Below are 26,450 nucleotides of genomic sequence, written 5' to 3'. Positions count from 1 at the left end.
AGTGCCCTCTCCCGCGCCGACGATGGACAGGTATTCGGGCGCCGCCCAGGAAGTCGAAATACCCCGGGCGCGCTCGGTCATCCCAGAATTCCTGCCGAGCGAGGAGAGGGCCGTCGTGCGCAAGGTGCTCATCGCCAACCGTGGCGAAATCGCTGTCCGCGTGGCCCGGGCCTGCCGGGATGCCGGTATCGCCAGCGTGGCCGTCTATGCGGAGCCGGACCGGGACGCTCTGCATGTCCGCGCCGCGGATGAGGCGTTCGCCCTGGGCGGTGACACCCCGGCCACCAGCTATCTGGACATCGACAAGGTCCTGACCGCCGCCCGCGAATCGGGGGCGGACGCCATCCACCCGGGCTACGGCTTCCTGTCGGAGAACGCCGACTTCGCCCAGGCCGTCCTGGACGCCGGTCTGATCTGGATCGGCCCGCCGCCGCAGGCGATCCGCGACCTCGGCGACAAGGTCGCCGCCCGCCACATCGCCCAGCGCGCCGGCGCCCCCCTCGTCGCCGGCACCCCCGACCCGGTGAGCGGCGCCGACGAGGTCGTCGCGTTCGCCGAGGAGCACGGCCTGCCGATCGCGATCAAGGCGGCGTTCGGCGGCGGCGGCCGCGGTCTGAAGGTCGCCCGCACCCTCGAAGAGGTCCCCGAGCTCTACGACTCCGCCGTCCGCGAGGCCGTCGCCGCGTTCGGCCGCGGGGAGTGCTTCGTCGAGCGCTACCTCGACAAGCCCCGCCACGTGGAGACCCAGTGCCTGGCGGACACCCACGGCAACGTGGTCGTGGTCTCCACGCGTGACTGCTCGCTGCAGCGCCGCCACCAGAAGCTGGTGGAGGAGGCTCCCGCGCCGTTCCTGTCCGACGCGCAGATCGAGGAGCTGTACGCGTCGTCGAAGGCGATCCTGAAGGAGGCCGGCTACGTCGGCGCCGGCACGGTGGAGTTCCTCGTCGGCGCGGACGGCACGATCTCCTTCCTGGAGGTCAACACCCGTCTGCAGGTCGAGCACCCGGTCACCGAGGAGGTCGCCGGCATCGACCTGGTCCGCGAGATGTTCCGCATCGCCGACGGCGAGGCCCTCGGCTACGGCGACCCGGTCCTGCGCGGGCACTCCTTCGAGTTCCGTATCAACGGCGAGGACCCCGGCCGGGGCTTCCTGCCCGCCCCCGGCACCGTCACCACCTTCGCCCCGCCCTCGGGCCCGGGCGTGCGCCTGGACGCGGGCGTGGAGTCCGGCAGCGTGATCGGCCCGGCCTGGGACTCCCTGCTGGCCAAGCTGATCGTCACCGGCGCCACCCGCGAACAGGCCCTCCAGCGCGCCGCCCGCGCCCTGGAGGAGTTCAAGGTCGAGGGCATGGCCACCGCCATCCCCTTCCACCGCGCGGTCGTCGAGGACCCGGCCTTCGCCCCCGAACTCACCGGCAGCGCAGACCCCTTCACGGTCCACACCCGCTGGATCGAGACCGAGTTCGTCAACGACATCAAGCCCTTCACCTCCCCCACCGACACCGACACCGACGAGGAGAGCGGCCGCGAGACGGTCGTCGTCGAGGTGGGCGGCAAGCGCCTGGAGGTGTCGCTGCCCGCGTCCCTCGGGATGGCCCTCGCCCGTACCGGCCTCGCCGCCGGGGCCCGGCCCAAGCGCCGGGCGGCGCGAAGCTCGGGTCCCGCGGTCTCCGGCGACACCCTCGCCTCGCCCATGCAGGGCACCGTCGTCAAGGTCGCCGTGGAGGAGGGCCAGCGGGTCGAGGAGGGCGACCTGGTCGTCGTCCTGGAGGCCATGAAGATGGAGCAGCCGCTGAACGCCCACAAGGCGGGCACGGTCAAGGGCCTGACCGCCGAGGTCGGCGCCTCGCTCACCTCCGGCGCCCCGATCTGCGAGATCAAGGACTGAGGACGTCCGAGGAGGCGCGAACCGTGACATACGACGACGGGCGCGAGACGCCCGACCCCCAGCCGCCGGCGTGGCTCCTGGCCGGCGAGGACGACGAGAACGAGCGCGAACAGCCGCACATCTGCCGGGGCATCGACTGACGGAAACACGCACCCCGCGTATTCCCGGCGAGCGCAGCGCCTTTCGCCCGCCTGCCCTTCGTTTCCCACGCACCCTTTCCGAGGAGAGAGTTCATGCACAGCACTTTGATCGTGGCCCGGATGGAACCGGGTTCCGCGGCCGATGTCGCCTCGTTGTTCGGCGCGTTCGACGACACCGAGATGCCGCATCTCATGGGCACCCGGCGCCGGCAGCTCTTCCAGTACCGGGGCCTGTATTTCCACCTCCAGGACTTCGACGCGGACAACGGCGGCGAGCTCATCGAGAAGGCCAAGTCCGACGAGCGTTTCGTGCGTATCAGCGAGGACCTGAAGCCCTTCATCGAGGCGTACGACCCGGCCACCTGGCGGTCCCCGGCGGACGCCATGGCCCAGCGCTTCTACTCCTGGGAGGCGTCCCGATGAGCGGTCGTCGTGTCGTCATCACCGGGATCGAGGTGCTCGCTCCCGGCGGCGTCGGCAAGGACGGCTTCTGGGACATGCTGAGCGAGGGCCGTACCGCCACCCGCGGCATCACCTTCTTCGACCCGAGCCCCTTCCGCTCCCAGGTCGCGGCGGAGATGGACTTCGACCCGGACCGGCACGGGCTCACCCCGCAGGAGGTCCGCCGGATGGACCGGGCCGCCCAGTTCGCGGTGGTCGCGGCACGCGGCGCGGTCGCGGACAGCGGGATCGACCTCGCGGCCCACGAGCCGCACCGGGTGGGCGTCACCATCGGCAGCGCGGTCGGCGCCACCACGGGCCTCGACGAGGAGTACCGGGTCGTCAGCGACGGCGGACGGCTGCATCTGGTGGACCACGCCTACGCCGTACCGCACCTCTACAACTACCTCGTGCCGAGCTCCTTCTCGGCCGAGGTCGCCTGGACGGTCGGCGCGGAGGGCCCCAACACCGTGGTGTCCACGGGCTGCACCTCCGGCATCGACTCGGTCGGCTACGCGGTCGAGCTGATCCGGGAGGGCTCGGCGGACGTGATGATCGCCGGTTCGTCGGACGCGCCGATCTCCCCGATCACCATGGCCTGCTTCGACGCCATCAAGGCGACGACCCCCCGCCGGGAGGACCCCGAGCAGGCGTCCCGGCCGTTCGACGGCACCCGCAACGGCTTCGTGCTCGGCGAGGGCTGCGCGGTCTTCGTCCTGGAGGAGCTGGAGAGCGCCCGGCGCCGCGGGGCGCACGTCTACGCCGAGATCGCGGGCTACGCCACCCGCAGCAACGCGTACCACATGACCGGTCTGCGGCCGGACGGCGCCGAGATGGCGGAGGCCATCACGGTGGCGCTGGACGAGGCCCGGATGAACGTGGACCGGATCGACTACATCAACGCGCACGGCTCCGGCACCAAGCAGAACGACCGGCACGAGACGGCCGCGTTCAAGAAGAGCCTCGGCGAGCACGCCTACCGGACCCCGGTCAGCTCCATCAAGTCGATGGTGGGCCACTCGCTCGGCGCGATCGGCTCCATCGAGATCGCCGCGTCGGCGCTGGCCATGGAGCACCACGTGGTCCCGCCGACCGCGAACCTGCACACCCCGGACCCCGAGTGCGACCTGGACTACGTCCCGGTCACCGCCCGCGAGCAGCTGACCGACGCGGTGCTGACGGTCGGCAGCGGGTTCGGCGGCTTCCAGAGCGCGATGGTGCTCGCCCGTCCCGAGAGGAGCATGGCATGAGCGCGGTGGTGGTGACGGGCCTGGGCGTCACGGCACCCAACGGCCTGGGCGTCCAGGACTACTGGGAGGCGACCCTCGCCGGGAAGAGCGGCATCGGGCGGATCACCCGCTTCGACCCCTCCCAGTACCCGGCACGGCTGGCCGGGGAGATACCCGGCTTCGCGGCCGAGGAGCATCTGCCGAGCCGGCTGCTGCCGCAGACCGACCGGATGACCCGCCTCGCGCTGGTCGCCGCCGACTGGGCGCTCGAGGACGCCGGGATACGGCCGCAGGACCTGCCCGACTCCAGCATGGGCGTGGTCACCGCCAGCTCGTCCGGCGGCTTCGAGTTCGGCCAGGGCGAGCTGCAGGCGCTGTGGAGCCGGGGCAGCCAGTACGTCAGCGCGTACCAGTCGTTCGCCTGGTTCTACGCCGTCAACAGCGGCCAGATCTCCATCCGGCACGGCATGAAGGGCCCCAGCAGCGTCGTCGTCAGCGACCAGGCCGGCGGTCTGGACGCGGTCGCGCAGGCCCGCCGGCAGATCCGCAAGGGCACGGCCGTCGTCGTCTCCGGTGCGGTGGACGCCTCCATCTGCCCGTGGGGCTGGGTCGCCCAGCTCGCCGCGCAGCGGCTGACCACCCGGGACGAGCCGGCCCAGGCGTATCTGCCGTTCGACGCGGCCGCCGACGGCTACGTCCCCGGCGAGGGCGGCGCGCTGCTCGTCCTGGAGTCCGAGGAGTCGGCGCGCTCCCGCGACGCCCGGGTCTACGGCGAGGTCGCCGGGTACGCCGCCACCTTCGACCCGGCGCCGGGCAGCGGACGCCCGCCGGGACTGCGCCGGGCGATCGAACTCGCCCTGGCCGACGCCCGGATGGACGCCGACGACATCGACGTCGTGTTCTGCGACGCCGCCGCCGACCCCGAGCTCGACCGGATCGAGTCGGAGGCGATCACCGCGGTCTTCGGCCCGTACGGCGTCCCCGTCACCGCGCCGAAGACGATGACCGGCCGCCTCTACTCGGGCGCGGCCCCCCTCGACCTGGCCACCGCGCTGCTGTCCCTGCGGGACGGGGTGATCCCGCCGACGGTGCACGTCACGCCGGCGCCGGAGCACACCCTCGACCTGGTGGCCGACCGCCCGCGCGAGACCGGACCGCGCTCGGCGCTGGTCCTGGCCCGCGGCCACGGCGGCTTCAACTCGGCGGCGATCGTCCGGGCGTCCGCCTGACCGACCCGCCACGACCCACGCGAACGAACGAGAGGAACCCCACGTGTCCACACAGCAGTTCACCCTCGACGACCTCAAGCGCATCCTCATCGAGGGCGCCGGCGCCGAGGAGACCGTCGACCTCGACGGCGACATCCTCGACGCGGACTTCGAGCACCTCGGCTACGAGTCACTGGCCCTGCTCGAGACCGGCGGCCGGATCGAGCGCGAGTACGGCATCACCCTCGACGACGACGTCCTGTCCGAGGCCAACACGCCGCGCGCCCTGATCGACGCGGTCAACGGGCAGCTGCAGGGCGGTTCGCAGGCCGCCGCCTGACCCTCCGCGACACCCGGCACCCCCTGACCCACCGCCGTCGGCGCCCCCTTCGGCCGACGGCGGCGCACCCCTCGTAGCCATGAACGCAAAGGAGTTGGAAGAGACATGCCGCAGCAGCAGACGCAGCGGGTCGCACTGATCACCGGGGCCACCAGTGGCATCGGACTGGCGGCCGCCCGGCAGCTGGGCTCCGCCGGGCACCGGGTGTTCATCGGGGCCCGCAACGCCGACAACGTGGCCGCGACGGTCAAGCAGCTCCAGGAGGAGGGCATCGAGGCCGACGGCGCCGCCGTGGACGTCCGCTCCCGGGACGCGGTCCGCGCCTTCGTGCAGGCCGCCGTCGACCGGTTCGGCGGTGTCGACGTCCTCGTCAACAACGCCGGCCGCAGCGGCGGCGGTGTCACCGCCGACCTCACGGACGAGCTGTGGGACGACGTCGTCGACACCAACCTCAACAGCGTCTTCCGGATGACCCGCGAGGTCCTCACCACCGGCGGCATGCGCGACCGGGGCTGGGGCCGGATCATCAACATCGCCTCCACGGCCGGCAAGCAGGGCGTCGTCCTCGGCGCCCCCTACTCCGCCTCCAAGCACGGCGTCGTCGGCTTCACCAAGGCCCTCGGCAACGAGCTGGCGCCCACCGGGGTCACCGTCAACGCCGTCTGCCCCGGCTATGTCGAGACCCCCATGGCCCAGCGGGTCCGCCAGGGCTACGCCGACGCCTACGGCACCAGCGAGGACGCGATTCTCGAGAAGTTCCAGGCGAAGATCCCGCTCGGCCGCTACTCCACCCCGCAGGAGGTCGCCGGGATGGTCGGCTACCTCGCCTCCGACACCGCCGCCTCCGTCACCTCCCAGGCGATCAACGTCTGCGGTGGCCTGGGCAACTTCTGACCCCCGACCACGAGAAGAGGAGGACGAGGACGTGACCACGACGAACGCGACGACCCGCGAGGTGGCGCACGAGATCACCGTCTCGGCCCCCGCCGACGCCGTCTACCGGCTGATCGCGGAGGTGGAGAACTGGCCGCGGATCTTCCCGCCCACCATCCACGTCGACCACCTGGAGAAGGGCGCCCGCGAGGAGCGCATCCGGATCTGGGCGACCGCCAACGGCGCCCCCAAGAGCTGGACCTCGCGCCGCACCCTGGACCCGGAGACCCGCCGCATCACCTTCCGCCAGGAGGTCTCCGCGCCCCCCGTCGCCGCGATGGGCGGCGCCTGGGTCATCGAGGAGCGGCCCGGCGGCGAGTCGCTGGTGCGGCTGCTGCACGACTACCGGGCCGTCGACGACGACCCGGCGGGCCTGGCCTGGATCGACGAGGCCGTCGACCGCAACTCCCGCTCCGAGCTGGCCGCCCTGAAGGAGAACGTCGAACGGGCCCACGCCACCCGCGAGCTGACGTTCTCCTTCGAGGACACCGTGCTCATCGAGGGCGCGGCCAAGGACGTCTACGACTTCATCGACCAGGCCGACCGCTGGGTCGACCGGCTGCCGCACGTGGCCCGCGTCCGCTTCGAGGAGCCCGCGCCCGGCCTCCAGGTGCTGGAGATGGACACCCGGGCCAAGGACGGCTCGACGCACACCACCAAGTCGTACCGGGTGACGTTCCCGCACCGCGCGATCGCCTACAAGCAGGTGACCCTGCCGGCCCTGATGACCCTGCACACCGGCCTGTGGACGTTCGAGGAGTACCCGCGCGGGGTCGCCGCGACCTCCCAGCACACGGTCGTGCTCAACCCGGACAACATCCAGCGGATCCTCGGGCCCGACGCGACCGTGGAGGACGCCCGCGAGTACGTCCAGGGCGCGCTGAGCACCAACAGCCGGGCCACGCTGGGTCACGCCCGGGACCACGCGGAGAAGAGCCGCTGACCATGGCCACCGACACCTCCCCGGGCAGCCGGGTCGTCGTGGTGGGGGCGGGCCCGGTCGGCCTGTTCCTCGCCGGGGAGCTCCGCCTGGGCGGCGCCGACGTCGTCGTCCTGGAACGGCTGCGCAGCCCCACCACGGAGTCCCGCGCCTCCACCCTGCACGCCCGTACGGCCGAGCTGTTCGACTGCCGGGGCCTGCTGGACGCGCTCGGCGATCCGCCACGGGAGCCGCGCGGCCACTTCGGCGGCGTCCCCATGGACCTGACCGTGCCCGGGCCGTACTCGGGGCAGTGGAAGGTGCCGCAGACCCGGACCGAGGAGCTGCTCCAGGACTGGGCCCGCGCCCTCGGCGCCGACGTCCGGCGCGGCTGGGAGGTCCGCGGACTCGACCAGTCGGACGCGCACGTGGAGCTGACGGTGGCGGCCCCGGACGGCGAACGGCGGCTGCGGGCGGCGTACGTAGTCGCCTGCGACGGCGAGGACAGCACCGTGCGCGCCCTGACCGGGGCGGCCTTCCCGGGCTCCCCGGCGGGCCGTGAGCTGCTGCGGGCCGACATCGCCGGCGTCGACATCCCGAACCGGCGCTTCGAACGCCGGGAGCACGGGCTGGCGATCGCCGCCAAGATGCCCGGCGGCACCACCCGGGTGATGGTGCACGCCTTCGGCCGGCCCGCCCGGCCGCGCACCGGACCGCCCGCGTTCACCGAGGTCGTCGACGTCTGGCGGCACGTGACCGGCGAGGACCTGGGCGCCGGGCGCCCGGTGTGGCTCAACGCGTTCGGCGACGCCAACCAGCAGCTGGAGCAGTACCGGCACGGCCGGGTGCTGTTCGCCGGGGACGCCGCCCACCGGCAGATGCCCAGCGGCGGCCAGGCGCTCAACCTCGGTCTGCAGGACGCCGCCAACCTCGGCTGGAAGCTCGCCGCCGTGGCCCGCGGCCGGGCCCCCGAGGCGCTGCTCGACACCTACCACGACGAGCGGCACGCCGTCGGACGCCGGGTGCTCGCCAACATCCGTGCCCAGGCGCTGCTGCTGCTCGGCGGGCCCGAGGTGGAACCGGCCCGCGCCCTGCTCGCCGAACTCATCGAGGCGGGCCCCACCCGGGACCACCTCGCCGCGATGATCACCGGGCTCGACATCCGCCACCCGGTGGGCGGCGGCACCCATCCGCTGCTCGGCGCCCGGCTGCCGCTCGGCACGCTCCCCGCACCGGACGGCCCGGTCGGGGTCGCCGAGGCGCTGCGGGACGGGCGCGGGCTGCTGCTGGTCGCCGACTCGGCCCGGGCGGAGCTGCGCTGGCTCGGCAAGATCTGGGCCGACCGCGTCACCCCGGTGGCCGTACGGGCCGGCGTGGACGCGCCGCTGCACGGCGCCGAGGGGCTGCTGGTCCGCCCGGACGGCCATGTCGCCTGGGCCGGCGCGGACCCGTGGGCGGCCACGGCGGCGATCCGGCACTGGTTCGGACGGCCTGACCCCGGGCTGTGATCCCACGCGAGGCCGAACACCGCAAGTCATGGCAAGTCGTACATGTTCCTATCGATTCGGGCGTGCAGAGAGGGAAGCACTGTGGACACGGATGTGATCGTCGTCGGTGCGGGGCCGACCGGCCTCATGCTGGCCGGAGAACTGCGGCTGGGCGGAGCCCGGGTCGTGGTCGTGGAGAAGCTGGCCGAGCCGACCGGGCAGTCCCGCGGACTCGGCTTCACCGCCCGCGCCATGGAGGTGTTCGACCAGCGGGGCCTGCTCCCGCGCTTCGGAACGCTGGAGAAGAGCCCGATGGGCCACTTCGGCGGCATCCAGTTCGACTACACCGTCCTGGAGGACGCCCACTTCGGCGCGCGGGGCGTCCCGCAGTCGCAGACGGAGGCCGTCCTGGAGGAGTGGGCCGGTGAGCTGGGCGCCGACGTCCGCCGCGGCTGGGAGCTGACCAAGCTGTCCGAGGACGGCCACGGCGTCGAGATCGTCGCGGCGACCCCCGACGGCGAACAGCGGCTGCGCGCCGCCTATCTGGTCGGCTGCGACGGCGGCCAGAGCGTCGTACGCCGGGCGGCCGGCTTCGACTTCCCCGGGCTGCCCGCCACCCGCCGGATGTATCTGGCCGACGTCACCGGCTGCGCCATCCGCCCCCGCTTCCTGGGCGAGCGGCTGGAACACGGCATGGTGATGGCCGCCCCGCTCGCGCCCGGCGTCGACCGCATCATCGTCTGCGAGCACGGCACCCCCGCCGGGGACCGCCCGCAGGCCGTCGAGTTCGACGAGGTCGCCGCCGCCTGGGAGCGCATCACCGGCGAGTCCCTCGCGGGCGGCGGCGCCGACTGGGTCAGCTCCTTCACGGACGCCACCCGGCAGGTCTCCGCCTACCGCAAGGGCCGTGTCCTGCTCGCCGGGGACGCCGCGCACGTCCATCTCCCGGCCGGCGGCCAGGGGCTCAGCACAGGTGTGCAGGACGCCGTCAACCTGGGCTGGAAGCTGGCCGCGGTGGCCCGCGGCCGGGCCCCCGAGGCGCTGCTCGACACCTACCACGACGAACGGCACCCGGTCGGCGCCCGCCTGCTGATGAACACCCGCGCCCAGGGCATGATCTTCCTCGGCGGCCCCGAGGCCGACCCCGCCCGAGCCGTCTTCGGCGAGCTGATGGAGCTGGAGGAGGTCCGCCGCCGCCTCGCCGGGATCGTCAGCCACCTCGACATCACCTACGACCTCGGCCCCGGCACCCACCCCCTGCTCGGCCGCCGCCTCCCCCCGCGCCCGCTGGAGCTGCCCGACGGCACCCGCACCGGCACCGCCGACCTGCTCCACCCGGCCCGCGGCGTCCTGCTCGACCTGGCCGGCGACCCCGCCCCGCGCGAGACCGCGGCCCGCTGGCCCGACACCGTCACCGTGGTCACCGCCCGCTCCGAGGACCCCGACGCCTTCGCCGGGGCCACCGCCCTCCTCGTCCGCCCCGACGGCCACGTGGCCTGGGCGGCCGGCGGCGACAGCGCGCGGGACGACGTGGCCGTCGGCATCGACCGTCTCGTCCAGTCCCTGCACCACTGGTTCGGCAGCCCGGAGGTGGCGTAACGCCATGACCACCGCGTCCCTGTCCGTCGGCCCCCGCGTACGGCGGATCACCCTGAACGCCGCCGGGCACACCCTGTCCGCCCTGCTGAGCGCCCCGGACACGCCACCGCGTGCCACCGTCGTCGCGCTGCACGGGGCCGGGATGAGCGCGGGGTACTTCGACGGCGGGGCCCAGCCCGACGCCTCCCTGTGCGCGCTCGGGGCGCATCTGGGCTTCCAGGTCCTCGCCGTCGACCGGCCCGGCTACGGCGACTCCGCCGCCGGGCTCCCCGAGGGCCTGGACCTCGCCGGGCAGGCCCGCGTCCTGCGGGCCGCGCTCGACGACTTCCGCGCCGGGTACGACACCGGCGTCGGCACCTTCCTGCTCGCGCACTCCTTCGGCGGCAAACTCGCCCTCACCCTGGCCGCCGAGACCCCGCCGCCCGGACTGCTCGGCCTGGACGTCTCCGGCTGCGGGCACCGCTACGCCCCCCGCTCCGAGGAACTGCTCACCAGCACCGACCGGGCCCGCTGGAAGCACAACTGGGGCCGGCTCGCCCTGTACCCGCCGGCCACGTTCCGGCACAGCGCCGACTTCGTCCGTCCGGTGCCCGAGCGGGAACTGCGGGCCGCGTCCGCCTGGCCCGACGTCTTCGACGCGCTCGCCCCGCGCGTCCGCGTCCCCGTACGGCTGACGTTCGCCGAGCACGAACTGTGGTGGCGGCACGACGCCGACGCCCTCGACGACCTGCGCGCCCGGCTCAGCTCCGCCCCGCGCGTGGTCGTCGACCGGCAGCCCGACGCCGGGCACAACATCAGCCTGGGCCGCACGGCCCGCGCCTACCATCTGCGCGCGCTCGCCTTCTTCGAGGAGTGCCTGCCCGAGCGGGACGGTCCATGACCGGGTCCCACGCCGGGAAACGGGGGCCGCGGGGACTGCTGGCCGCGGGGACGCGGTCGCTCGGCGTACGCAACTTCCGGCTCTTCGCCGGCGGGCAGATCGCCTCCGTCACCGGCACCTGGATGATGGTCGTCGCCCAGGACTGGCTCGTCCTCGACCTCACCGGCGACTCCGGCACCGCCCTCGCGACCGTCACCGCGCTCCAGTTCACCCCGATGCTGCTGCTCACCCTGTACGGCGGCCGGATCGCCGACCGGTACGACAAGCGGGCCCTGCTGACCGGGGCCAACATCGCCTCCGGGCTGCTCGCGCTGCTGCTCGGCCTGCTCGTCACCGGCGGCGCCGCCCGGCTGTGGCACGTGTACGCGTTCGCGCTGGCCCTCGGCGTCGCCAACGCCGTCGAGGTGCCTGCCCGGCTGTCCTTCATCGCCGAGCTCGTCGGACCGGAGCTGGTGCCCAACGCCTCCGCGCTCAGCGGCGCCTACTTCAACATCGCGCGTGTCGTGGGCCCCTCGCTCGCCGGGCTGCTGATCGAGGCCGCCGGCACCGGCACCGTGATGCTCCTCAACGCGGCGAGCTACGCGGCGACCGTCGCCGGGCTGCGCGCCATGCGGCCCGGCGAACTGCACCGGCCGCCGCGCCCCGCCGTCCACGACACCCGGGTCGTGGAGGGGCTGGCCCATCTGCGGTCCCGGCCCGACCTGGTGGCCACCCTGTCCCTGCTCGCCGCCGTCTCGCTGTTCGGCCTCAATCTGCAACTGACGCTTCCGCTCATGGCCCGGACCGTCTTCCACACCGACGCCGCCGCGTTCGGCCTGCTCACCGCCGCGCTCGCGGCCGGCTCCCTGCTGGCCGCCTTCACCAGCACCCTGCGCCGGGGCCGGCCCCCGGCCCGCCTGGTCATCGGCTGGGCCTGCGCGTTCGGCGCGCTGGCCGCGGCCACCGGCTGGGCGCCGAACCTGACCGTCGCCCTGCTCCTGCTCGTCCCGACCGGCTTCGCGTCCCTGTACTTCGCGCAGGCCGCCAACCACCGCGTCCAGCTCGGCAGCGACGCCGCCCACCGGGGCCGCGTCATGGCCCTCTACACCCTGATCCTGCAAGGCAGCGCCCCGCTCGGCGCCCTGTTCGTCGGCGCCGTCACCCACTACCTGGGCACCCGCTCCGCGCTGTGGGCGGGGGGACTGATCTCCGTGGCCGCCGCGCTCGTGGCGGCCGTCGCCGACCGCCGCGCCCCGCGCGCCGACACGACCGGGACCGAGCGGACGCCCCATCCCACCACCGGAACCGGGAGCCGCCCGTGAACCACCCCCTCGATCCGCACCCCGCCCGCGGTGCCCGGCACCTGGGCCCGTCGGACCTGCACCTGTGGCTGCTGCCCGCGCCGGCCTCACCGCGCGACGCGCCCGTCGGCGAACTCGACGAGGAGGAGCGCCGGCGCGCCGCCGCCTACCGCCGGCACGCCGACCGGCAGATGTACGTCTCCGCCCATGTGGGCCTGCGCCGGGTGCTGTCCGTCTACACCGGCGTCGCGCCCCGGCGCCTGGTCATCGGCCGGGAGTGGTGCGAGGAGTGCGGGGAACGGCACGGCCGGCCCGTCCTCGTCGACCTGCCGGGCGCCCCCGAGTTCTCCCTCTCGCACAGCCACGGCCTCGCCCTGGTCGCCGTCGCCCGCACCCGGGTCGGCGTCGACGTACAGGCGCTGCCGACGCCCGCGACCGTCGACGCCTGTCTGCCCCTGCTGCACCCGGCCGAACGGCAGGAGATCACTCGCGTCCCGGCCGAGCGCCGGCCGACCGCCTTCGCCCGGCTGTGGTCCCGCAAGGAGGCGTATCTGAAGGGCCTCGGCACCGGACTCGCCCGCGCCGCCGACCTCGATTACCTGGGCGAGGGCGCCGAGTCCTGGCGCCCGGCCGGCTGGACCGTACGCAACATCCCGCTGTGCGACGGACACGTCGGCGCCGCCGCGCTGGCCGGCGCCGGCGACCGGCGGGCCGCCCTGCACCCGGTGCCCGCCGACTGGCTGCACGCCCGCGACGCCGTGGACCGGATCCTCGCCGTCGAGCCGGGCCTGCGCACGGTGCTGCGCGCCCACGACCCGTCGTCCGTCCGCCCGCACGACCTCATCGACACCCAGAACAGGAAGGAAAGGGCCCAGGCATCATGACCGTCGTCGAATCCGAGACGCTGCTGCCCGACACCGACGCCCCCGAGGCGGACCGGTTCACCGAACTGGCGGCCATCAAGGAGCTCGCCCGCACCGGCCCCGACCCGAGGGCCACCGAACGCCAGCACGCCAAGGGCAAGCTGACCGCCCGCGAACGCATCGAACTGCTCCTGGACCCCGGTTCGTTCACCGAGGTGGAGACCCTGCGCCGGCACCGCGCCCAGGGCTTCGGACTGGAGGCCAAACGGCCGTACACGGACGGGGTGATCACCGGCTGGGGCACCGTCGAGGGCCGCACGGTCTTCGTCTACGCCCATGACTTCCGGATCTTCGGCGGCGCGCTCGGCGAGGCCCACGCGCAGAAGATCCACAAGCTGATGGACCTCGCCATCGCGGCCGGCGCCCCGCTGGTGTCGCTCAACGACGGCGCGGGCGCCCGGATCCAGGAGGGCGTCTCCGCCCTCGCCGGATACGGCGGCATCTTCCGGCGCAACACCAAGGCGTCCGGCGTCATCCCGCAGATCAGCGTGATGCTCGGCCCGTGCGCGGGCGGCGCCGCGTACAGCCCGGCGCTCACCGACTTCGTGTTCGCGGTGCGGGACATCTCGCAGATGTTCATCACCGGGCCCGACGTCGTGAAGGCGGTGACGGGGGAGGAGATCACCCAGAACGGCCTCGGCGGCGCCGACGTCCACGGCGGCACCTCCGGCGTCGCCCACTTCGTCTACGACGACGAGCGCACCTGCCTGGAGGAGGTCCGCTATCTGCTGACCCTGCTGCCCTCCAACAACCGCGAACTGCCGCCCGCCCAGCCCTCCGGCGACCCGGCGGACCGCCCCGGCGACGCCCTGCTCGACCTGGTCCCCGCCGACGGCAACCGCTCCTACGACATCCGCAAGGTCATCGAGGAGATCGTCGACGACGGCGACCACCTGGAGGTGCACGCCGCGTTCGCCACCAACCTCGTGTGCACCCTCGCCCGGATCGACGGGCACGTGGTCGGCGTCGTCGCCAACCAGCCCGCGTCCATGGCCGGCGTCCTCGACATCAGAGCCAGCGAGAAGGGCGCCCGGTTCGTCCAGTTCTGCGACGCCTTCAACATCCCGCTGGTCACCCTGGTCGACGTGCCCGGCTTCCTGCCCGGCGTCGACCAGGAGCACGAGGGCATCATCCGGCGCGGCGCGAAACTGCTGTACGCCTACTGCAACGCCACCGTGCCCCGCGTCTCCGTCGTCCTGCGCAAGGCGTACGGCGGCGCCTACATCGTCATGGACTCCCGGTCCATCGGCGCCGACATCGCCCTGGCCTGGCCCACCAACGAGATCGCCGTCATGGGCGCCGAGGGGGCCGCCAACGTCGTCTTCCGCCGCGAGATCGCCGCCGCCGACGACCCGGAGGCGATGCGCCGCCAGAAGATCGAGGAGTACCGCGGCGAACTCGTGCACCCCTACTACGCGGCCGAGCGCGGCCTCGTCGACGACGTCATCGACCCCCGCGAGACCCGCCTCGCCCTCAGCCGCGCGCTGGCGATGCTCGCCACCAAGTCCGAGTCCCTGCCCACCCGCAAGCACGGCAACCCGCCCCAGTGAGGAGGAGCACCCCATGACCACCATGACCCCGACCGACCTGCTCGCCGCCACCTCGGTACGCGTCCTGCGCGGCGCCCCGAGCCCCGAGGAACTGGCCGCCTTCACCGCGGTCCTCACCCTGCGCCTCGCCCCGGCCCTCGACCCGGCGCCGGCCCGGCCCGCCACGGCCGCCTGGTCCCGCCCCGACCGCACCCGCCCCTACACCAGCCCCCGCGCCTGGCACACCTGATCCCGCGGGCCCGCTCCAGGCGCCGGCGGGGTCCGGGCCCGGTTGCCGCGCCCGCCGACGACGAGCCGGGGGCCGGGTGACGGGGACGCGGTGGCGACCCCGCTCGGCACACGCCGTCAGGCCGGCCCTGTTGCCGGGCTGCCACCCTCCTGAGCGTCCCGCCCGCCCCGGCGTCCCAGGACCGGTGCCAGAGCCGCCACCAGCAGGGCGACCCCCGCCGCCGCGACCGGCACGGCGTACCCGGCGGACGGGGACAGGTGGTCCGTCGCGAAGCCGCCGGCCGCGCTGCCGCAGGCGATGCCGCCGAGCAGGGCCGTCACCGCCAGGGTCATGCCCTCGTTGAGACGGCCCGGCGGGGTGCGCCGCTGCACCAGGGCCATGTTGGTGATCATCGTGGGCGCGGTGGCCATCCCGGCGATCAGGAGGGCGCCGGCCAGGAACACGAGCGAGCCGGTGCCGGCAGCCACCGCGGGCAGGACCAGCAGCGCGGTCATCGCCGCCACGCACCACGGGTAGCGGCGCTCGGGGGACCCGGTGAGCCGCAGCCGCCCGTACAGCAGGCCCGCCGCGCAGGACCCGGCGGCCTGGAGTCCCAGCACCGCGCCCGCGGCCGCCCGATGACCCTGCTCGTCGGCGAACGCGAGCGTCACGACCTCCGTCGCCCCGAACACCGCGCCCAGCGCGAGGCAGACGGCGAGCAGCGCGGGCATGCCGGGCGCCCGCAGCGGCGCGGGGCCGGACGCCGAGACCGGGCCGTGCGCGGGCGGCTCGGTGGACCGCTGGGCGGCGAAGGCCAGCACCCCTGTCACGAGCAGGGCCACGGCGACCAGCGTGCCCGCCTCCGGGAAGACGGCCCCGCACAGGAAGGCCGCGAGCACCGGGCCCAGCATGAAGCACAGTTCGTCGACGGCCTGCTCGAAGGAGTTCGCGGTGTGCAGCGCCCCCGCGTCGTCCTTCAGCAGATGCGCCCACCGCGCTCGGGACATGCCGCCGGTGTTGGGCGTGGTCGCGGTGGCGGCGTACGACGCGAACAGCGTCCAGGCGGGGGCGCCGTACCGTACGCACAGCACCAGGGCGATGCTGCCCAGTGCCGCGAGGAGCGTGGCCGGGACGGCGACCCGGGCCTGCCCGTACCGGTCGACGAGCCGCGCGATCCAGGGCGCGACGACCGCGGTGGCCGCGAGCCCGGTCGCGGTGACGGCCCCGGCGAGGGCGTACGACCCACGTGTGCCGGCGATCATCACGACCGCGCTCACGCTGAGCATGCCCATGGGAAGCCGGGCCGCCAGATTGGCGACGGTGAAGGCGAGCGCGCCGGGCCGGGCGAACAGCCGCCGGTAGGGTCCCGGTGGGCGGCTCCGCCCTGGAGACAAAGGGGTCTGCTGGGCATTCGTCATGTTCCGGACTTCCCTGGCATCAGGGGCACTTCGTATGGTCGACTGCGGCATGCGCCCAGCCTCACCCGCCGCCGATCACGGGGTCCAACACCTGCTCCGCGCGGATTCACGCACCCCTGTTGTAAGTTCACCGCATGCCGGCCCCCTCCCACCTCGACCCCCGTCTGCTGCGCGCCTTCCTGGCCGTCGCGGAGGAACTGCACTTCACCCGCGCAGCCGCCCGTCTGTACGTCGCCCAGCAGGCGCTCAGCCGGGACGTGCGCCGCCTGGAGCGCGAACTCGGCGCCGAGCTGTTCGTGCGCACGACCCGGCAGGTCACCCTCACCCCCGACGGCGAGCGGCTCGTGCCGTACGCCCGCCGTGCCCTCCAGGCCCAGGACGACCTGCTCGCCGCCTTCGGGCAGGCCCGCCCCCTGCTCGTGGACCTGAACTCGCCCGGCCTGCGCACCACCCGCGCGGTCCTGCACCGGGCCCGCGAACTCGCCCCCGACCTGGAGCTGATGGCCCGCTACGAGAGCGGTCTCACGGGCGCCGCCGCCGACCTGCTCGCCGGGCGCCTCGACGCCTCGTTCGGCCGGTTCGCCGGCCTGGACCCGGCGCTGCGGGCCGGCCTCGACCACCAGCCGGTCCGGCTGGAGCCGATGGCCGTCGTCCTCCCCGAGGACCACCCCCTGGCCGCCCGGGACACGGTGCCGCTGGCCGCGCTCGCCGGGGAGACCGTCTACGCCGGCGCCGGCAACCCCCGTACGCCCGAGTGGACCGCCCTGGCGCGCGCCCTGTTCGAGGGGCGGGGTGTCGAGATCGCCGCCCCGGCGCCGCTGGCCGTCGGCGACGAGGAGTTCCAGCGGCTCATGGCGAAGACGCGTAACCCGGTGCTCGCCGTGGTCGGCTTCCCCCCGATGCCGGGCACCGTCCTCCGTCCGCTGACGGACCCGGTCCCACTGTCACCAGTATCACTTGTATGGAGAAACGGTCTCGAGCATCCCGGACTTATCGCCCTTCGGCGGGCGGCAGCGCAGGTCACAGGGGAGGAAGGGTGGCTGAATCGACCCCCTGAGGGATGGATTCCGGCCACCGACGCATGCGTCATGGGCGTCCATTAATTGGCACGTGGCAACCACGAAACCTCCGCGTGCGCTACATTCTTCGCCTGAGCACAGTGTGGTAAGGGGGGCGCTCGGACCGGGTGGGGGCTCGGTACGGCGACGAGTGCTCGGAGTCGTGTGCGCACCCGGAACGGTCCCGTGGGGGGATGTGGGTGCGCGTGAAGAAGTGGCGAGAAGACGCCCAACCGGAGTGGCCCCAGGCCGCGTACCGGTCTGTGGGCGATTCTTCCGCGGGGGGCGCCGGGGTGGACACCCAGGCATTCCCGGCGACCGGGGAGACCGGGCTCCCGGGTCGGGGGCCGCGCTCCCGGACCGAGGCAAGGGAGACGGACATACTCCAGGGTGGCAGGCGTGCCTCGACGGACGCCGACAAGACGGAGATCCTGCGCGGCGGCCCCGCCGCGCACGGCGACGAGACCGCGGTCCTCCCCGGCGTCGGAAGACCGGCGGAACCGCCCCGGCACGGCCGTCACGCGGCCCCCGGCACCGACCCGTTCGCGGCGTCCGGCGGTCCGCGCACCGCACCCGTGCGCGACCCGTGGGCCGAGCACGAGCAGACTGCGGGTACCGGCGCGACCCACGACCCGCACGAGGTCACCGTCCAGCTCGACGGCGTCGGCCTCCAACTGGACGGCATGCTGCGCGCCGCCAAGGACGCCCCCGGCGGCCCCGAGGGCTCCGACGGACCGGTGTTCGTCGACGAGACGGGCCGCCGCAGCCGCCGCTTCCGCCGGCTCGGCATGGCCGTCGCACTCGCCTGCGCCGTCTACGCCGTCGTCATCGTGACCACCCTGCTGTCCGGCAACTCCGACGCGCCCTGGCTGCCCGTCGAGGGCCCCAAGGAGAAGCCGGCCGGCCAGGTCGACACCTCACCGCAGCCCGCCGAGTCCGCGACCGTGCCCTCCGAGACCTCCGACGTCGCCCCGGGCGCCTCCCCGTCCGCCTCGGCCGGCGAGAGCGTCCTGCCCGGCGCCGGCAGCACCGCGCCCGGCGCGTCCGCCGACGCCCAGGACCCGGCCGCGACCGGCGCCGCGAAGCCGACCGGCACCAAGGGCCCGGCCAACCCCGGCGGCGGCAACCCGACACCCGACCGGGACCCGTCCACGGACCCGGTCACCGACCCCACCGCACCGAGCCCGACGGACGGCGGCGGCACCACCACGGAGCCGACCGACCCCACGACCACCGAAGACCCCGGCACGGGGACGGTCGCCAACGGCCCGAGCAACCCTGAGCCCGTCGCGCAGGAGCCCGGAGGCACCACCTCCGCTCCCGCCGCCCCGTTCCCGGAGAACACCTTCTGATGGCATCCCGCAACCGCCGCCGTGGGGCAGAGCACGGAGCCCGCGGCGGCTCCTCGCGTCGCCACGCACCCGAACACCGCGCCCGCCCCGCCGCCCCGCGCCGCCGCCGCGTCCCCATGCGCCTGCTCCTGCCCTGCCTGGTCCTCGTCGCGCTGATGGCGATGCTGATGCTGCGGGGCTACGTCCACAGCGAGATCCTGGCGGACCACCGGGTTGCGCCCGCAACCGCGAACGACAGGGTGCCCAAGGACGTACTCACGGGTGGTCCTGTCATCGACACCCGGAACGGTAAAGCCGCCACACTCCGGGTACCGGACGACAAGGTGGTGCTCACCTTCGACGACGGCCCGGACCCCGAGTGGACGCCCAAGGTGCTCGACGCGTTGAAGCGGAACAACGCGCACGCGGTCTTCTTCATCACCGGCACGATGGCCTCCCGCTACCCCGACCTCGTCAAGCGCATGGTGGACGAGGGCCACGAGATCGGGCTGCACACCTTCAACCACCCCGATCTCTCCTACCAGTCCAAGAAGCGCATCGACTGGGAGCTCTCGCAGAACCAGCTGGCGCTCGCGGGTGCGGCCGGCATCCGCAGCTCCCTGTTCCGGCCGCCGTACTCCTCCAAGTCCAAGAACATGGACAACAACTCCTGGCCGGTGACGGAGTACATCGGCAGCCGGGGCTACCTCACGGTGGTCAACGACAGCGACAGCGAGGACTGGCGCAAGCCGGGCGTCGAACAGATCGTCCGCAACTCCACACCCAAGAAGGGTGAGGGCGCCATCGTCCTGATGCACGACTCCGGCGGTGACCGCCACCAGACGGTGCAGGCGCTGGACACGCTCATCCCACAGCTCCAGGGCCAGGGCTACGAGTTCCGCAACCTCACGGAGGCCCTGAAGGCGCCGAGCGCACACACCCAGGTCACCGGCCCGGAACTGTGGAAGGGCAAGGCCTGGGTCTTCCTGGTCGGAGCCTCCGCCAGCATCACCTCGATCCTGGTCGTCGGCCTCGCCGCGATCGGCTTCCTCGTCATCGCCCGCTTCGGCCTGATGCTGCTGCTGTCCGCGATCCACGCCCGCCGGACGCGCCGCCGGGACTTCACCTGGGGCCCGAACGCACCGATCACCGAGCCGGTGTCGGTGCTCGTGCCCGCGTACAACGAGGCCAAGTGCATCGAGAACACGGTGCTCTCCCTGACGCGCAGCGAGCACCCCATCGAGATCATCGTCATCGACGACGGCTCCAGCGACGGCACGGCCCGCATCGTCGAGGCGATGGGACTGCCCAACGTCCGTGTCGTCCGTCAGCTCAACGCCGGCAAGCCCGCGGCGCTCAACCGCGGCCTCGCCAACGCGCGGTACGACCTGATCGTGATGATGGACGGTGACACGGTGTTCGAACCGTCCACGGTCGGCGAACTCGTACAGCCCTTCGCCGACCCGCGCGTCGGAGCGGTGGCGGGCAACGCCAAGGTCGGCAACAAGGACACGCTCATCGGCGCCTGGCAGCACATCGAGTACGTGATGGGCTTCAACCTCGACCGCCGTATGTACGACGTCCTCCAGTGCATGCCGACCATCCCCGGCGCGGTGGGCGCGTTCCGCCGCTCGGCCCTCGAGCGGGTCGGCGGCATGAGCGACGACACCCTCGCCGAGGACACCGACATCACCATGGCGCTCCACCGGGACGGCTGGCGTGTCGTGTACGCGGAGAAGGCCCGGGCCTGGACCGAGGCACCCGAATCCGTGCAGCAGCTGTGGTCCCAGCGCTACCGCTGGTCGTACGGCACGATGCAGGCGATCTGGAAGCACCGCCGCGCCCTCGTGGAGAAGGGGCCCTCGGGCCGCTTCGGCCGGGTCGGCCTGCCCCTGGTGTCGCTGTTCATGGTCCTGGCACCCCTGCTCGCCCCCCTCATCGACGTCTTCCTGATCTACGGCCTGATCTTCGGTCCGACGGAGAAGACGATCCTCGCGTGGTTCGGTGTCCTCGCCATCCAGGCGGCCTGCGCCACCTACGCGTTCATCCTCGACCGTGAACGCCTCACCCCCCTGATCTCGCTGCCCCTCCAGCAGATCCTCTACCGCCAGCTCATGTACGTCGTCCTGCTCCAGTCCTGGATCACCGCCCTCACCGGCGGCCGCCTGCGCTGGCAGAAGCTGCGGCGCATGGGCGGGGTGTCCGCCCCGCCGACCGTGCCGGCCCAGGACCGGCAGATCCTGGACGAGAGGCCCGTGCGATGAATCCTCCCTACGACCCCGCGGGGGCCACCGTCCCCGGCGCGGTCCCCGCAGCGCGCCATGCCGCGGACACGGCCATGGTCACCCAGCCCTACGCCGACATCGAGGGACCGGTCGCTCCGACCGCTCCCGAACAAACCCGGCCGGCCCCGAAGCGGGACCGCTACTTCGACCTCCTCAGGGCCCTCGCGCTGTTCCGCGTGGTGCTGTACCACCTGACCGGCTGGGCCTGGCTGCCGCTGGTGTTCCCCTCCATGGGCGTCATGTTCGCGCTCGCGGGCAACCTCATGGCCCGCTCGCTGAAGCGCCCGGCGATCCAGGTGATCAGGAGCCGCATCCGTCGCCTCCTGCCCCCGCTGTGGCTTCTGGGAGTCATCGGCGTCACGGGCATGGTGATCCAGGGCTGGGGTCCTGACCCCGACAACCACCCCGGCTGGTGGTGGATCCACCTCGCCTACTGGATCGTCCCGTTGAGCGACCCGCCCTATGCCGAGGGACTGCCCGGGCTCCACGGCGTCATCGGCGAGAACTGGGCCGCCGACCTCGCGGGCCCGCTGTGGTACATCCGTGCCTACCTCTGGTACGTCCTCCTCTCGCCGTTCCTGCTCAAGGCTCTGCGCGCCATGCCGGTGGCGACGATCCTCGCGCCGCTCGCGCTGTCGCTGGCCTTCGAACAGGGCTGGATCAACCTTCCCGGCGAGCGGTTCCCGTCGGCGCTCACCGACTTCAGCACCTTCGGCGCCTGCTGGATCCTGGGAATGGCCCACCAGGAGGGCGTACTGCGGCGGCTCCCGCGCTACATCGTGCCGTCGGTCGCTCCCGTCTTCGCCCTCGTCGGCCTCTGGTACGCGCTGAACCACGACTTCTCCATGGACCACGATCTGGACAGCATGCCGCTGGCCCAGGCGCTCTGGTCCTTCGGCACGGTCCTACTGCTGCTGCACCTCAGTCCGTCCTGGTCGGAGTGGCCTCGCCGGCTGCGACGCTGGGACCGGGTGATCACCCTGCTCAACTCCCGGGCGGTGACGATCTACCTGTGGCACAACATCTGCATCCTGATCGCCGCGACCATGTGGGACCAGCTGTGGCAGTTCGACGTGATGTGGATGCACTTCTCCTGGCTTCTGGAGAGCCCCTGGCCCGTGCTGGCGTTCACCTGGGTCCTGATCGGCAGCTGCATCGTCTGGTTCGGCTGGGCGGAAGACCTCGCCGCGAAGCGGAAGCCACAGCTGTGGCCGGACGGCTCGGCGAAGAAGGGACACCGCCGAGCCCGGTGATGACTCGCTCTTCCGGACCAGCCGCTTGATCTGATCACTCCCCGGCGCGATGACGAGGGCCCGCTTCCTTCGAGGAAGCGGGCCCTCAGTCATTTGTTCCTGACGGGGGTCACCCGATGGTGATGCGCTTCGGCCACCAATCGTTGGTGCTGATCACCTGGGTTCCGGGCTCGGCTACGGCTGTCTTGCCGCCCGCGTGGAAGTACACGGTGCCGTTCGGGCGTACGGACCAGATGTCAGGGATGCCGTCGCTGTTGGCATCCGGTGTGCCGTGCAGGAAGGGCATGCTGCTGCTGGACCAGCCTGTACCGCTGCAGTACGTATCCGTACCGCCGGCGGAGTTGGCTGCCGAGGCCAGGGAGTTCAGGTCGACCGCGTCGGAACTCGCTGCGATGCCCTTGCGCAGGAGCAGCCGACCCGAAGTGTCCGAGCGGTAGACGAGATCCGTGACGCTGTCGCCCGACATGTCCCCGACGATGACGATGTCGCGCCCCTTCCAGGAGGAGCTCGACAGCCGGACCGCCTGATCAACGGTCGCGCCGTGGTAGCCGGTGAACGCCCACAGCTCGTCGTCGGTTCCGGCAGCGTTCTCCACGGTGACGAAGAAGTCGGTGCGGCTGTCGCCGGTGACGTCGCCCGCAGCCACGATCTGAGTGAAGGACGCGGGGCTCGGCGCCCCGGCGGGCAGCAGGATCTCCTGGCGCCGATCGATGTTCACCGCTCCGTACCCGTCCCCGGGGTACACCCACAGCCTGCCACCGACCCGGACGACAAGGTCCTGCAGACCGTCGCCCCCGTAGATGTCGCCGTTGTGAGTGATGAGGGCGCCCTTGAAGTGACCACTGGGCGGAGCTGAGTACGGAGGCTTGTCGTCGTCGCCGTTCGGGTCCTTGTCGGGGTTGGCCCGGTAGGCGCCGGCCATGGAGTAGTCGAGGTCGCCGGTTCCCTTGGTCAGGTCGGAGCTCTTGGCCTGGGACGGGTACATGGCGAGGTTGCCGGCCTCGGTGACAGCCATGAGGTCAGGCAGCTGATCGCCGGTGAAGTCCCCTGCCTTGTCCGCCTGGTCACGTGGGGTGACGTAGAAGAAGTACTTCGTCGGCTCCGAGGGATTGTCGGAGCTGTCGACGGCCCGGACATAGAGCACGTTCGGCCCCGCGGTGGGTGGCTTGGCATTCGAGATGGTCGCACTGACGGTGGTGGCGGCGCCGGCGGTGCGGGCCACGCTGCCGGTGTAGCTGGGTGAGTTGAAGCCGTACTCGTAGCGCACGACGTCGGTGTTCAACGCCCGCACCGTGAAGGAACCCGGCGTCCCGAACTTCTTCTCGGACCAGTTGCTGTCCTCGCCGTCATTGCCGAAGCCGTCCTCCTCGCCGTCCGCATTCGGGAAGTCGATGGAGCTGACCTTGGGAGGCCGCGGCGCCGTCGTGTCGAGCACGAACCGGCACGGCGTCTTCGGGTACCAGCTCGAGGTGGAACCGGCGTCGTCGACGGCGCGCACTCGCCATGAGTACGTGGCTCCGCTCTTGAGGGAGTCGGTGGAGAACCCGGGGGTGGTGCGCAGTGCCGTGTCCGAGTCACCGCCTACGGGAACCTTGCCTTTGGACTTCAGCAGGTCACCGGTGCTGTCCCACTGTCCAGTAGGCCAGAGGTCGAAGTCGAAGAAGTCGAGGTTCTTGTCCTTGTCCGTGCTCTTGGCCGTGAAAGTGAGGTCAGCCGAACCCATCCGGACGTAGGGCTTGGTCGTGGTGCACTTGCCGTCCGGTCCCATGTCCAGGGAGTTCGCCACGATGGAGGGTTTGCGGTTGTAGACCAGCTCGAGCACCGGGGCGTGGTCGCCATTGGCGTGGAACTTCTTCCAGGCGTACTGGGCGTGCTCGTCCCGGGCCCGGAGCCCAAAGGTGATCATTTCGTCGCCCTCGTCGGCGGTCTTCTGAGCTCCCTTCTTGACGTCGAAGGTTTCGTAGGCGTCGCGGCAGTGGGACTTGTAGCCATGAGCGAAGCTCTTGGTGGCCAGTTTGTTGCCGTCGTGAAGTCCCGGGGCGTTCTTCCAGTTCGTGTGGGAGTCGATGTCGTCGGTGAGGTGGACGCTCATCGAGCGGGCCTGGCAGGACCAGGAGTAACTCTCCAGCATGCGCAACTTCGCGCTGGTGATCTTCGTACCCTTCAGATCCTTGTCGAAGGAGATATTGAAGAACGAGCGAGAGGTGCCCCATGTGTCGGATTCGAATCCGACGCGCGCTTCCTGGGTGCCGCCCTTATTGAAGCCCTTGCCGTTGTAGAAGGTGGCATTGGGATGCCGGTTGTAGGCCGTGGTCCAGTTCTGGGTGTGCTTCTTGACCGACGGGTCGATGAAGACCGGGTACGTCGTGTCAGGGTCGTTCAGGAATTCCTGGTCGGGTGTCAGCGTCCAACGCCCCGCTGCCAAATCGGCTTCCACGAGGTTGCCGCGCGAGTCGGGCGACGGCCCGTCCAGAGAGGGCAGGCTCAGGGTGGAGGCTGGTCCCGTCTGCGAGGGGCTGGGGGTGGGTTCGGCGGGTGCCGGAGGCAGGGACGATTCGCTGGCGGTGGGCTCCGGACCGTCGGTCGCGGAAGGCAGCGACTCGACGTCGGCGTCCCCTTGTTCGTCGGACTGAGGAGCCTCTTCCTCCGTTGCGCTCGGGCTCTCCGACGGGGATTCGGTCGCCGTGTCGGTCGGATCCGGTGACTCCTCCTCGGTCGGCTGGGCGCTCGCCCCGACACCGCCGTCGGTGACGGCCGGCTGTCCGCTGTTGTCCCACATCAGGGGGGTGGGTGAGAGTGCGACTTCCTCGCCGTAGGCGTTCTCCGCACCGACGATGCCCGAGATGGGATTGAGGCGGAACGTCAGACTCGCGGAGTGCAGGCCGTAGGAGAGCTGCTGCGCATGAGGGTCGGAAGCGGCTTCCCGGTTCTTCAGCACCAGGACCTGACCGAAGCCGTCGTCGTCGGCGGTCAGAACCAGGTCGCCGCCGGGGAAGATCTCCGGATACAGCGCACGGCTGCCATCGATGATCGGAGCGGGCACCGGCCCGGGCCAGGTGAGTTGGATCGCGTGCTGTTCGCCTTCGCTCCCCACATACAAGGTGACCAGGGGCGTTCCACTGTCGTCGGCTGCGACATCGCGCAGGAGCGAGACGCGACGCACAGTGGACCGCGAAGAGCGAGACTCACCACGTTCCTTCGAACCGGAGGAGAAGACCATCCGCGTATTGGTTGCCCTCGGTTCCCAGCCGGCCTTGGTCCGGCGCAGGCTGGGATCGATCGTCTTCCACTCACCCCCGACCTTCGCCCGGATGGGGGAGGAACGCAGATGTTTCTCCATCAGGCCGTCGGGTCTGGCCCAGGTGGTCGAGCGTTCCGTTCGCGCAGCCGTGACCTCGACGTTCCTGCCTGTCGTGGCTGCTTGAGCGAGCGCAGCGGGCTCGGTCACCGTTCGCGATGGACGGTCGCCGGGCCCTCCGGCTTCGTCGTCGGCCATCTGAAATCCGGCATACACCACACCGGTGGCAGCGACCGCGGCTGCGACCAGCGCGGCGGTGGACCGACGGCCGGGTGTGCGACGCCAGTTGCGCGTCATCGGGCGATTCCCCTTCCCAGAATGCCGACGGGCAGGCTGGGCGCCGCCGGTACGATCGGCCGGCCAAGGCCCATTCGACTCCTGGTCCCGGAGAGGGTCCCCCGATTCAGAATGGATATGGCGAGCGAGGCGATGATGACTCATGGAGAGGCTGTCGTCATCCGGTGGGTTTCCTGTGCCCGCGACAGCCGCTGACCCGTGCACCGTGAACGGCCGACGCAGGCAGGTCCTCTTGACGCCCGGACTCATTTGAAACCGAGATCAAAAAGTCCCATCTTCAGGTGAGAAAGGGTCAAAATGACGGCACTTTTACGGCGTTGGCGCACCGGGCTTCGCTTGTGGGGCTTATCGCAGCTCAAGCTTCCTTTGGTGAGTATGCAGCTCTGTATGTCCGGCTTGACGCGACGCATCCAATTACGTGGCGTGACCATGTTCACATCGTGCGTGACGATCTGGTGTTTCTTCACATTGGGGCCACAGAATCT

20 protein-coding genes are annotated in these 26,450 nt (G+C 72.0%); 18 read left to right on the top strand and 2 right to left on the bottom strand.

All coding sequences use genetic code 11. From position 1 onward, the window contains the following. Positions 1 to 115 precede the first annotated feature (115 nt). From DC008_RS13190 to DC008_RS13125, 14 genes are all read left to right on the top strand, one after another. Positions 116 to 1,888 (top strand): acetyl/propionyl/methylcrotonyl-CoA carboxylase subunit alpha, encoded by a 1,773-nt coding sequence (locus tag DC008_RS13190; RefSeq protein ID WP_108707146.1) that lies wholly within the window; start codon positions 116 to 118, stop codon positions 1,886 to 1,888. 233 nt (positions 1,889 to 2,121) lie between these two features. Continuing rightward, positions 2,122 to 2,451: a TcmI family type II polyketide cyclase gene (locus DC008_RS13185; protein ID WP_055624625.1), complete on the top strand. Its 330-nt coding sequence runs from the start codon at positions 2,122 to 2,124 to the stop codon at positions 2,449 to 2,451. After that, positions 2,448 to 3,719 carry a beta-ketoacyl-[acyl-carrier-protein] synthase family protein gene (locus tag DC008_RS13180; protein ID WP_108707145.1) on the top strand — a complete coding sequence of 424 codons (1,272 nt, stop codon included), beginning with the start codon at positions 2,448 to 2,450 and terminating at the stop codon, positions 3,717 to 3,719. The genes DC008_RS13185 and DC008_RS13180 overlap by 4 nt, the downstream gene beginning before the upstream one ends. Beyond that, positions 3,716 to 4,927 carry a ketosynthase chain-length factor gene (locus DC008_RS13175; protein WP_108707144.1) on the top strand — a complete coding sequence of 404 codons (1,212 nt, stop codon included), beginning with the start codon at positions 3,716 to 3,718 and terminating at the stop codon, positions 4,925 to 4,927. The genes DC008_RS13180 and DC008_RS13175 overlap by 4 nt, the downstream gene beginning before the upstream one ends. 43 nt (positions 4,928 to 4,970) lie before the next feature. Further along, a complete protein-coding gene (locus tag DC008_RS13170; RefSeq protein ID WP_108707143.1) occupies positions 4,971 to 5,246 on the top strand; it encodes an acyl carrier protein in 276 nt (91 codons plus the stop codon). Between the two features lie 105 nt (positions 5,247 to 5,351). After that, a complete protein-coding gene (fabG, locus tag DC008_RS13165) occupies positions 5,352 to 6,140 on the top strand; it encodes a 3-oxoacyl-ACP reductase FabG (protein ID WP_108707142.1) in 789 nt (262 codons plus the stop codon). Positions 6,141 to 6,171: 31 nt separating this feature from the next. Next, positions 6,172 to 7,122 carry an aromatase/cyclase gene (locus tag DC008_RS13160; RefSeq protein ID WP_108707141.1) on the top strand — a complete coding sequence of 317 codons (951 nt, stop codon included), beginning with the start codon at positions 6,172 to 6,174 and terminating at the stop codon, positions 7,120 to 7,122. A 2-nt stretch (positions 7,123 to 7,124) separates the two neighbouring features. Beyond that, positions 7,125 to 8,606, top strand: coding sequence for an FAD-dependent monooxygenase (locus tag DC008_RS13155; protein WP_108707140.1), 1,482 nt, complete (start codon positions 7,125 to 7,127; stop codon positions 8,604 to 8,606). An 81-nt stretch (positions 8,607 to 8,687) separates the two neighbouring features. Next, the gene (locus tag DC008_RS13150; RefSeq protein ID WP_108707139.1) at positions 8,688 to 10,184 is read left to right on the top strand and encodes an FAD-dependent monooxygenase; all 1,497 of its coding nucleotides are present in this window, start codon (positions 8,688 to 8,690) and stop codon (positions 10,182 to 10,184) included. A gap of 4 nt (positions 10,185 to 10,188) precedes the next feature. Further along, positions 10,189 to 11,064: an alpha/beta hydrolase gene (locus DC008_RS13145; protein WP_055624617.1), complete on the top strand. Its 876-nt coding sequence runs from the start codon at positions 10,189 to 10,191 to the stop codon at positions 11,062 to 11,064. After that, on the top strand, positions 11,061 to 12,365 hold the full coding sequence (locus DC008_RS13140) for an MFS transporter (RefSeq protein ID WP_108707138.1): 1,305 nt from the start codon (positions 11,061 to 11,063) through the stop codon (positions 12,363 to 12,365). Before DC008_RS13145 ends, DC008_RS13140 begins: the two co-directional genes overlap by 4 nt. Continuing rightward, entirely contained in the window at positions 12,362 to 13,228 is an 867-nt protein-coding gene (locus DC008_RS13135; protein WP_244221353.1) for a 4'-phosphopantetheinyl transferase family protein, read from the top strand. The genes DC008_RS13140 and DC008_RS13135 overlap by 4 nt, the downstream gene beginning before the upstream one ends. Beyond that, the gene (locus DC008_RS13130) at positions 13,225 to 14,817 is read left to right on the top strand and encodes an acyl-CoA carboxylase subunit beta (RefSeq protein ID WP_208645857.1); all 1,593 of its coding nucleotides are present in this window, start codon (positions 13,225 to 13,227) and stop codon (positions 14,815 to 14,817) included. Before DC008_RS13135 ends, DC008_RS13130 begins: the two co-directional genes overlap by 4 nt. A gap of 13 nt (positions 14,818 to 14,830) precedes the next feature. Beyond that, entirely contained in the window at positions 14,831 to 15,046 is a 216-nt protein-coding gene (locus DC008_RS13125; RefSeq protein WP_108707137.1) for an acyl-CoA carboxylase subunit epsilon, read from the top strand. Positions 15,047 to 15,162: 116 nt separating this feature from the next. Here DC008_RS13125 and DC008_RS13120 read toward each other — a convergent pair whose 3' ends face one another. Then, a complete protein-coding gene (locus DC008_RS13120) occupies positions 15,163 to 16,443 on the bottom strand; it encodes an MFS transporter (protein WP_244221352.1) in 1,281 nt (426 codons plus the stop codon). Positions 16,444 to 16,577: 134 nt separating this feature from the next. Here DC008_RS13120 and DC008_RS13115 point away from each other — a divergent pair, with 134 nt between their 5' ends. The 4 genes from DC008_RS13115 (at position 16,578) to DC008_RS13100 (ending at position 22,370) form a co-directional block, all read left to right on the top strand. After that, positions 16,578 to 17,546 carry a LysR family transcriptional regulator gene (locus DC008_RS13115; RefSeq protein ID WP_108707136.1) on the top strand — a complete coding sequence of 323 codons (969 nt, stop codon included), beginning with the start codon at positions 16,578 to 16,580 and terminating at the stop codon, positions 17,544 to 17,546. Positions 17,547 to 17,794: 248 nt separating this feature from the next. Beyond that, positions 17,795 to 18,853: a superantigen-like protein SSL4 gene (locus DC008_RS13110; RefSeq protein WP_235072978.1), complete on the top strand. Its 1,059-nt coding sequence runs from the start codon at positions 17,795 to 17,797 to the stop codon at positions 18,851 to 18,853. Then, positions 18,853 to 21,096: a bifunctional polysaccharide deacetylase/glycosyltransferase family 2 protein gene (locus tag DC008_RS13105; protein ID WP_108707134.1), complete on the top strand. Its 2,244-nt coding sequence runs from the start codon at positions 18,853 to 18,855 to the stop codon at positions 21,094 to 21,096. The genes DC008_RS13110 and DC008_RS13105 overlap by 1 nt, the downstream gene beginning before the upstream one ends. 74 nt (positions 21,097 to 21,170) lie before the next feature. Continuing rightward, positions 21,171 to 22,370 carry an acyltransferase family protein gene (locus DC008_RS13100; protein WP_108707133.1) on the top strand — a complete coding sequence of 400 codons (1,200 nt, stop codon included), beginning with the start codon at positions 21,171 to 21,173 and terminating at the stop codon, positions 22,368 to 22,370. Positions 22,371 to 22,479: 109 nt separating this feature from the next. Here the strand turns inward: DC008_RS13100 and DC008_RS13095 are convergent, their stop codons facing one another. Then, complete coding sequence (locus tag DC008_RS13095; RefSeq protein WP_108707132.1) at positions 22,480 to 25,965, bottom strand: DNRLRE domain-containing protein; 3,486 nt, start codon at positions 25,963 to 25,965, stop codon at positions 22,480 to 22,482. Positions 25,966 to 26,450 lie beyond the last annotated feature (485 nt).

Origin of the sequence: Streptomyces nigra, from assembly GCF_003074055.1 — a bacterium.
Lineage (GTDB): Bacteria > Actinomycetota > Actinomycetes > Streptomycetales > Streptomycetaceae > Streptomyces > Streptomyces nigra.
The sequence above is the reverse complement of the archived record's forward strand: the minus strand, read 5'-3'. Positions and strand labels throughout refer to the sequence as shown.

Bases quoted from the DNA above. Each gene is read 5' to 3' on its own strand.
- DC008_RS13185 (WP_055624625.1), top strand. From the start codon at position 2,122: ATGCACAGCACTTTGATCGTGGCCCGGATGGAACCGGGTTCCGCGGCC.
- DC008_RS13180 (WP_108707145.1), top strand. From the start codon at position 2,448: ATGAGCGGTCGTCGTGTCGTCATCACCGGGATCGAGGTGCTCGCTCCC.
- DC008_RS13175 (WP_108707144.1), top strand. From the start codon at position 3,716: ATGAGCGCGGTGGTGGTGACGGGCCTGGGCGTCACGGCACCCAACGGC.
- fabG (WP_108707142.1), top strand. From the start codon at position 5,352: ATGCCGCAGCAGCAGACGCAGCGGGTCGCACTGATCACCGGGGCCACC.
- DC008_RS13155 (WP_108707140.1), top strand. From the start codon at position 7,125: ATGGCCACCGACACCTCCCCGGGCAGCCGGGTCGTCGTGGTGGGGGCG.
- DC008_RS13145 (WP_055624617.1), top strand. From the start codon at position 10,189: ATGACCACCGCGTCCCTGTCCGTCGGCCCCCGCGTACGGCGGATCACC.
- DC008_RS13140 (WP_108707138.1), top strand. From the start codon at position 11,061: ATGACCGGGTCCCACGCCGGGAAACGGGGGCCGCGGGGACTGCTGGCC.
- DC008_RS13130 (WP_208645857.1), top strand. From the start codon at position 13,225: ATGACCGTCGTCGAATCCGAGACGCTGCTGCCCGACACCGACGCCCCC.
- DC008_RS13125 (WP_108707137.1), top strand. From the start codon at position 14,831: ATGACCACCATGACCCCGACCGACCTGCTCGCCGCCACCTCGGTACGC.
- DC008_RS13120 (WP_244221352.1), bottom strand. From the start codon at position 16,443: ATGACGAATGCCCAGCAGACCCCTTTGTCTCCAGGGCGGAGCCGCCCA.
- DC008_RS13115 (WP_108707136.1), top strand. From the start codon at position 16,578: ATGCCGGCCCCCTCCCACCTCGACCCCCGTCTGCTGCGCGCCTTCCTG.
- DC008_RS13105 (WP_108707134.1), top strand. From the start codon at position 18,853: ATGGCATCCCGCAACCGCCGCCGTGGGGCAGAGCACGGAGCCCGCGGC.
- DC008_RS13100 (WP_108707133.1), top strand. From the start codon at position 21,171: ATGGTCACCCAGCCCTACGCCGACATCGAGGGACCGGTCGCTCCGACC.
- DC008_RS13095 (WP_108707132.1), bottom strand. From the start codon at position 25,965: ATGACGCGCAACTGGCGTCGCACACCCGGCCGTCGGTCCACCGCCGCG.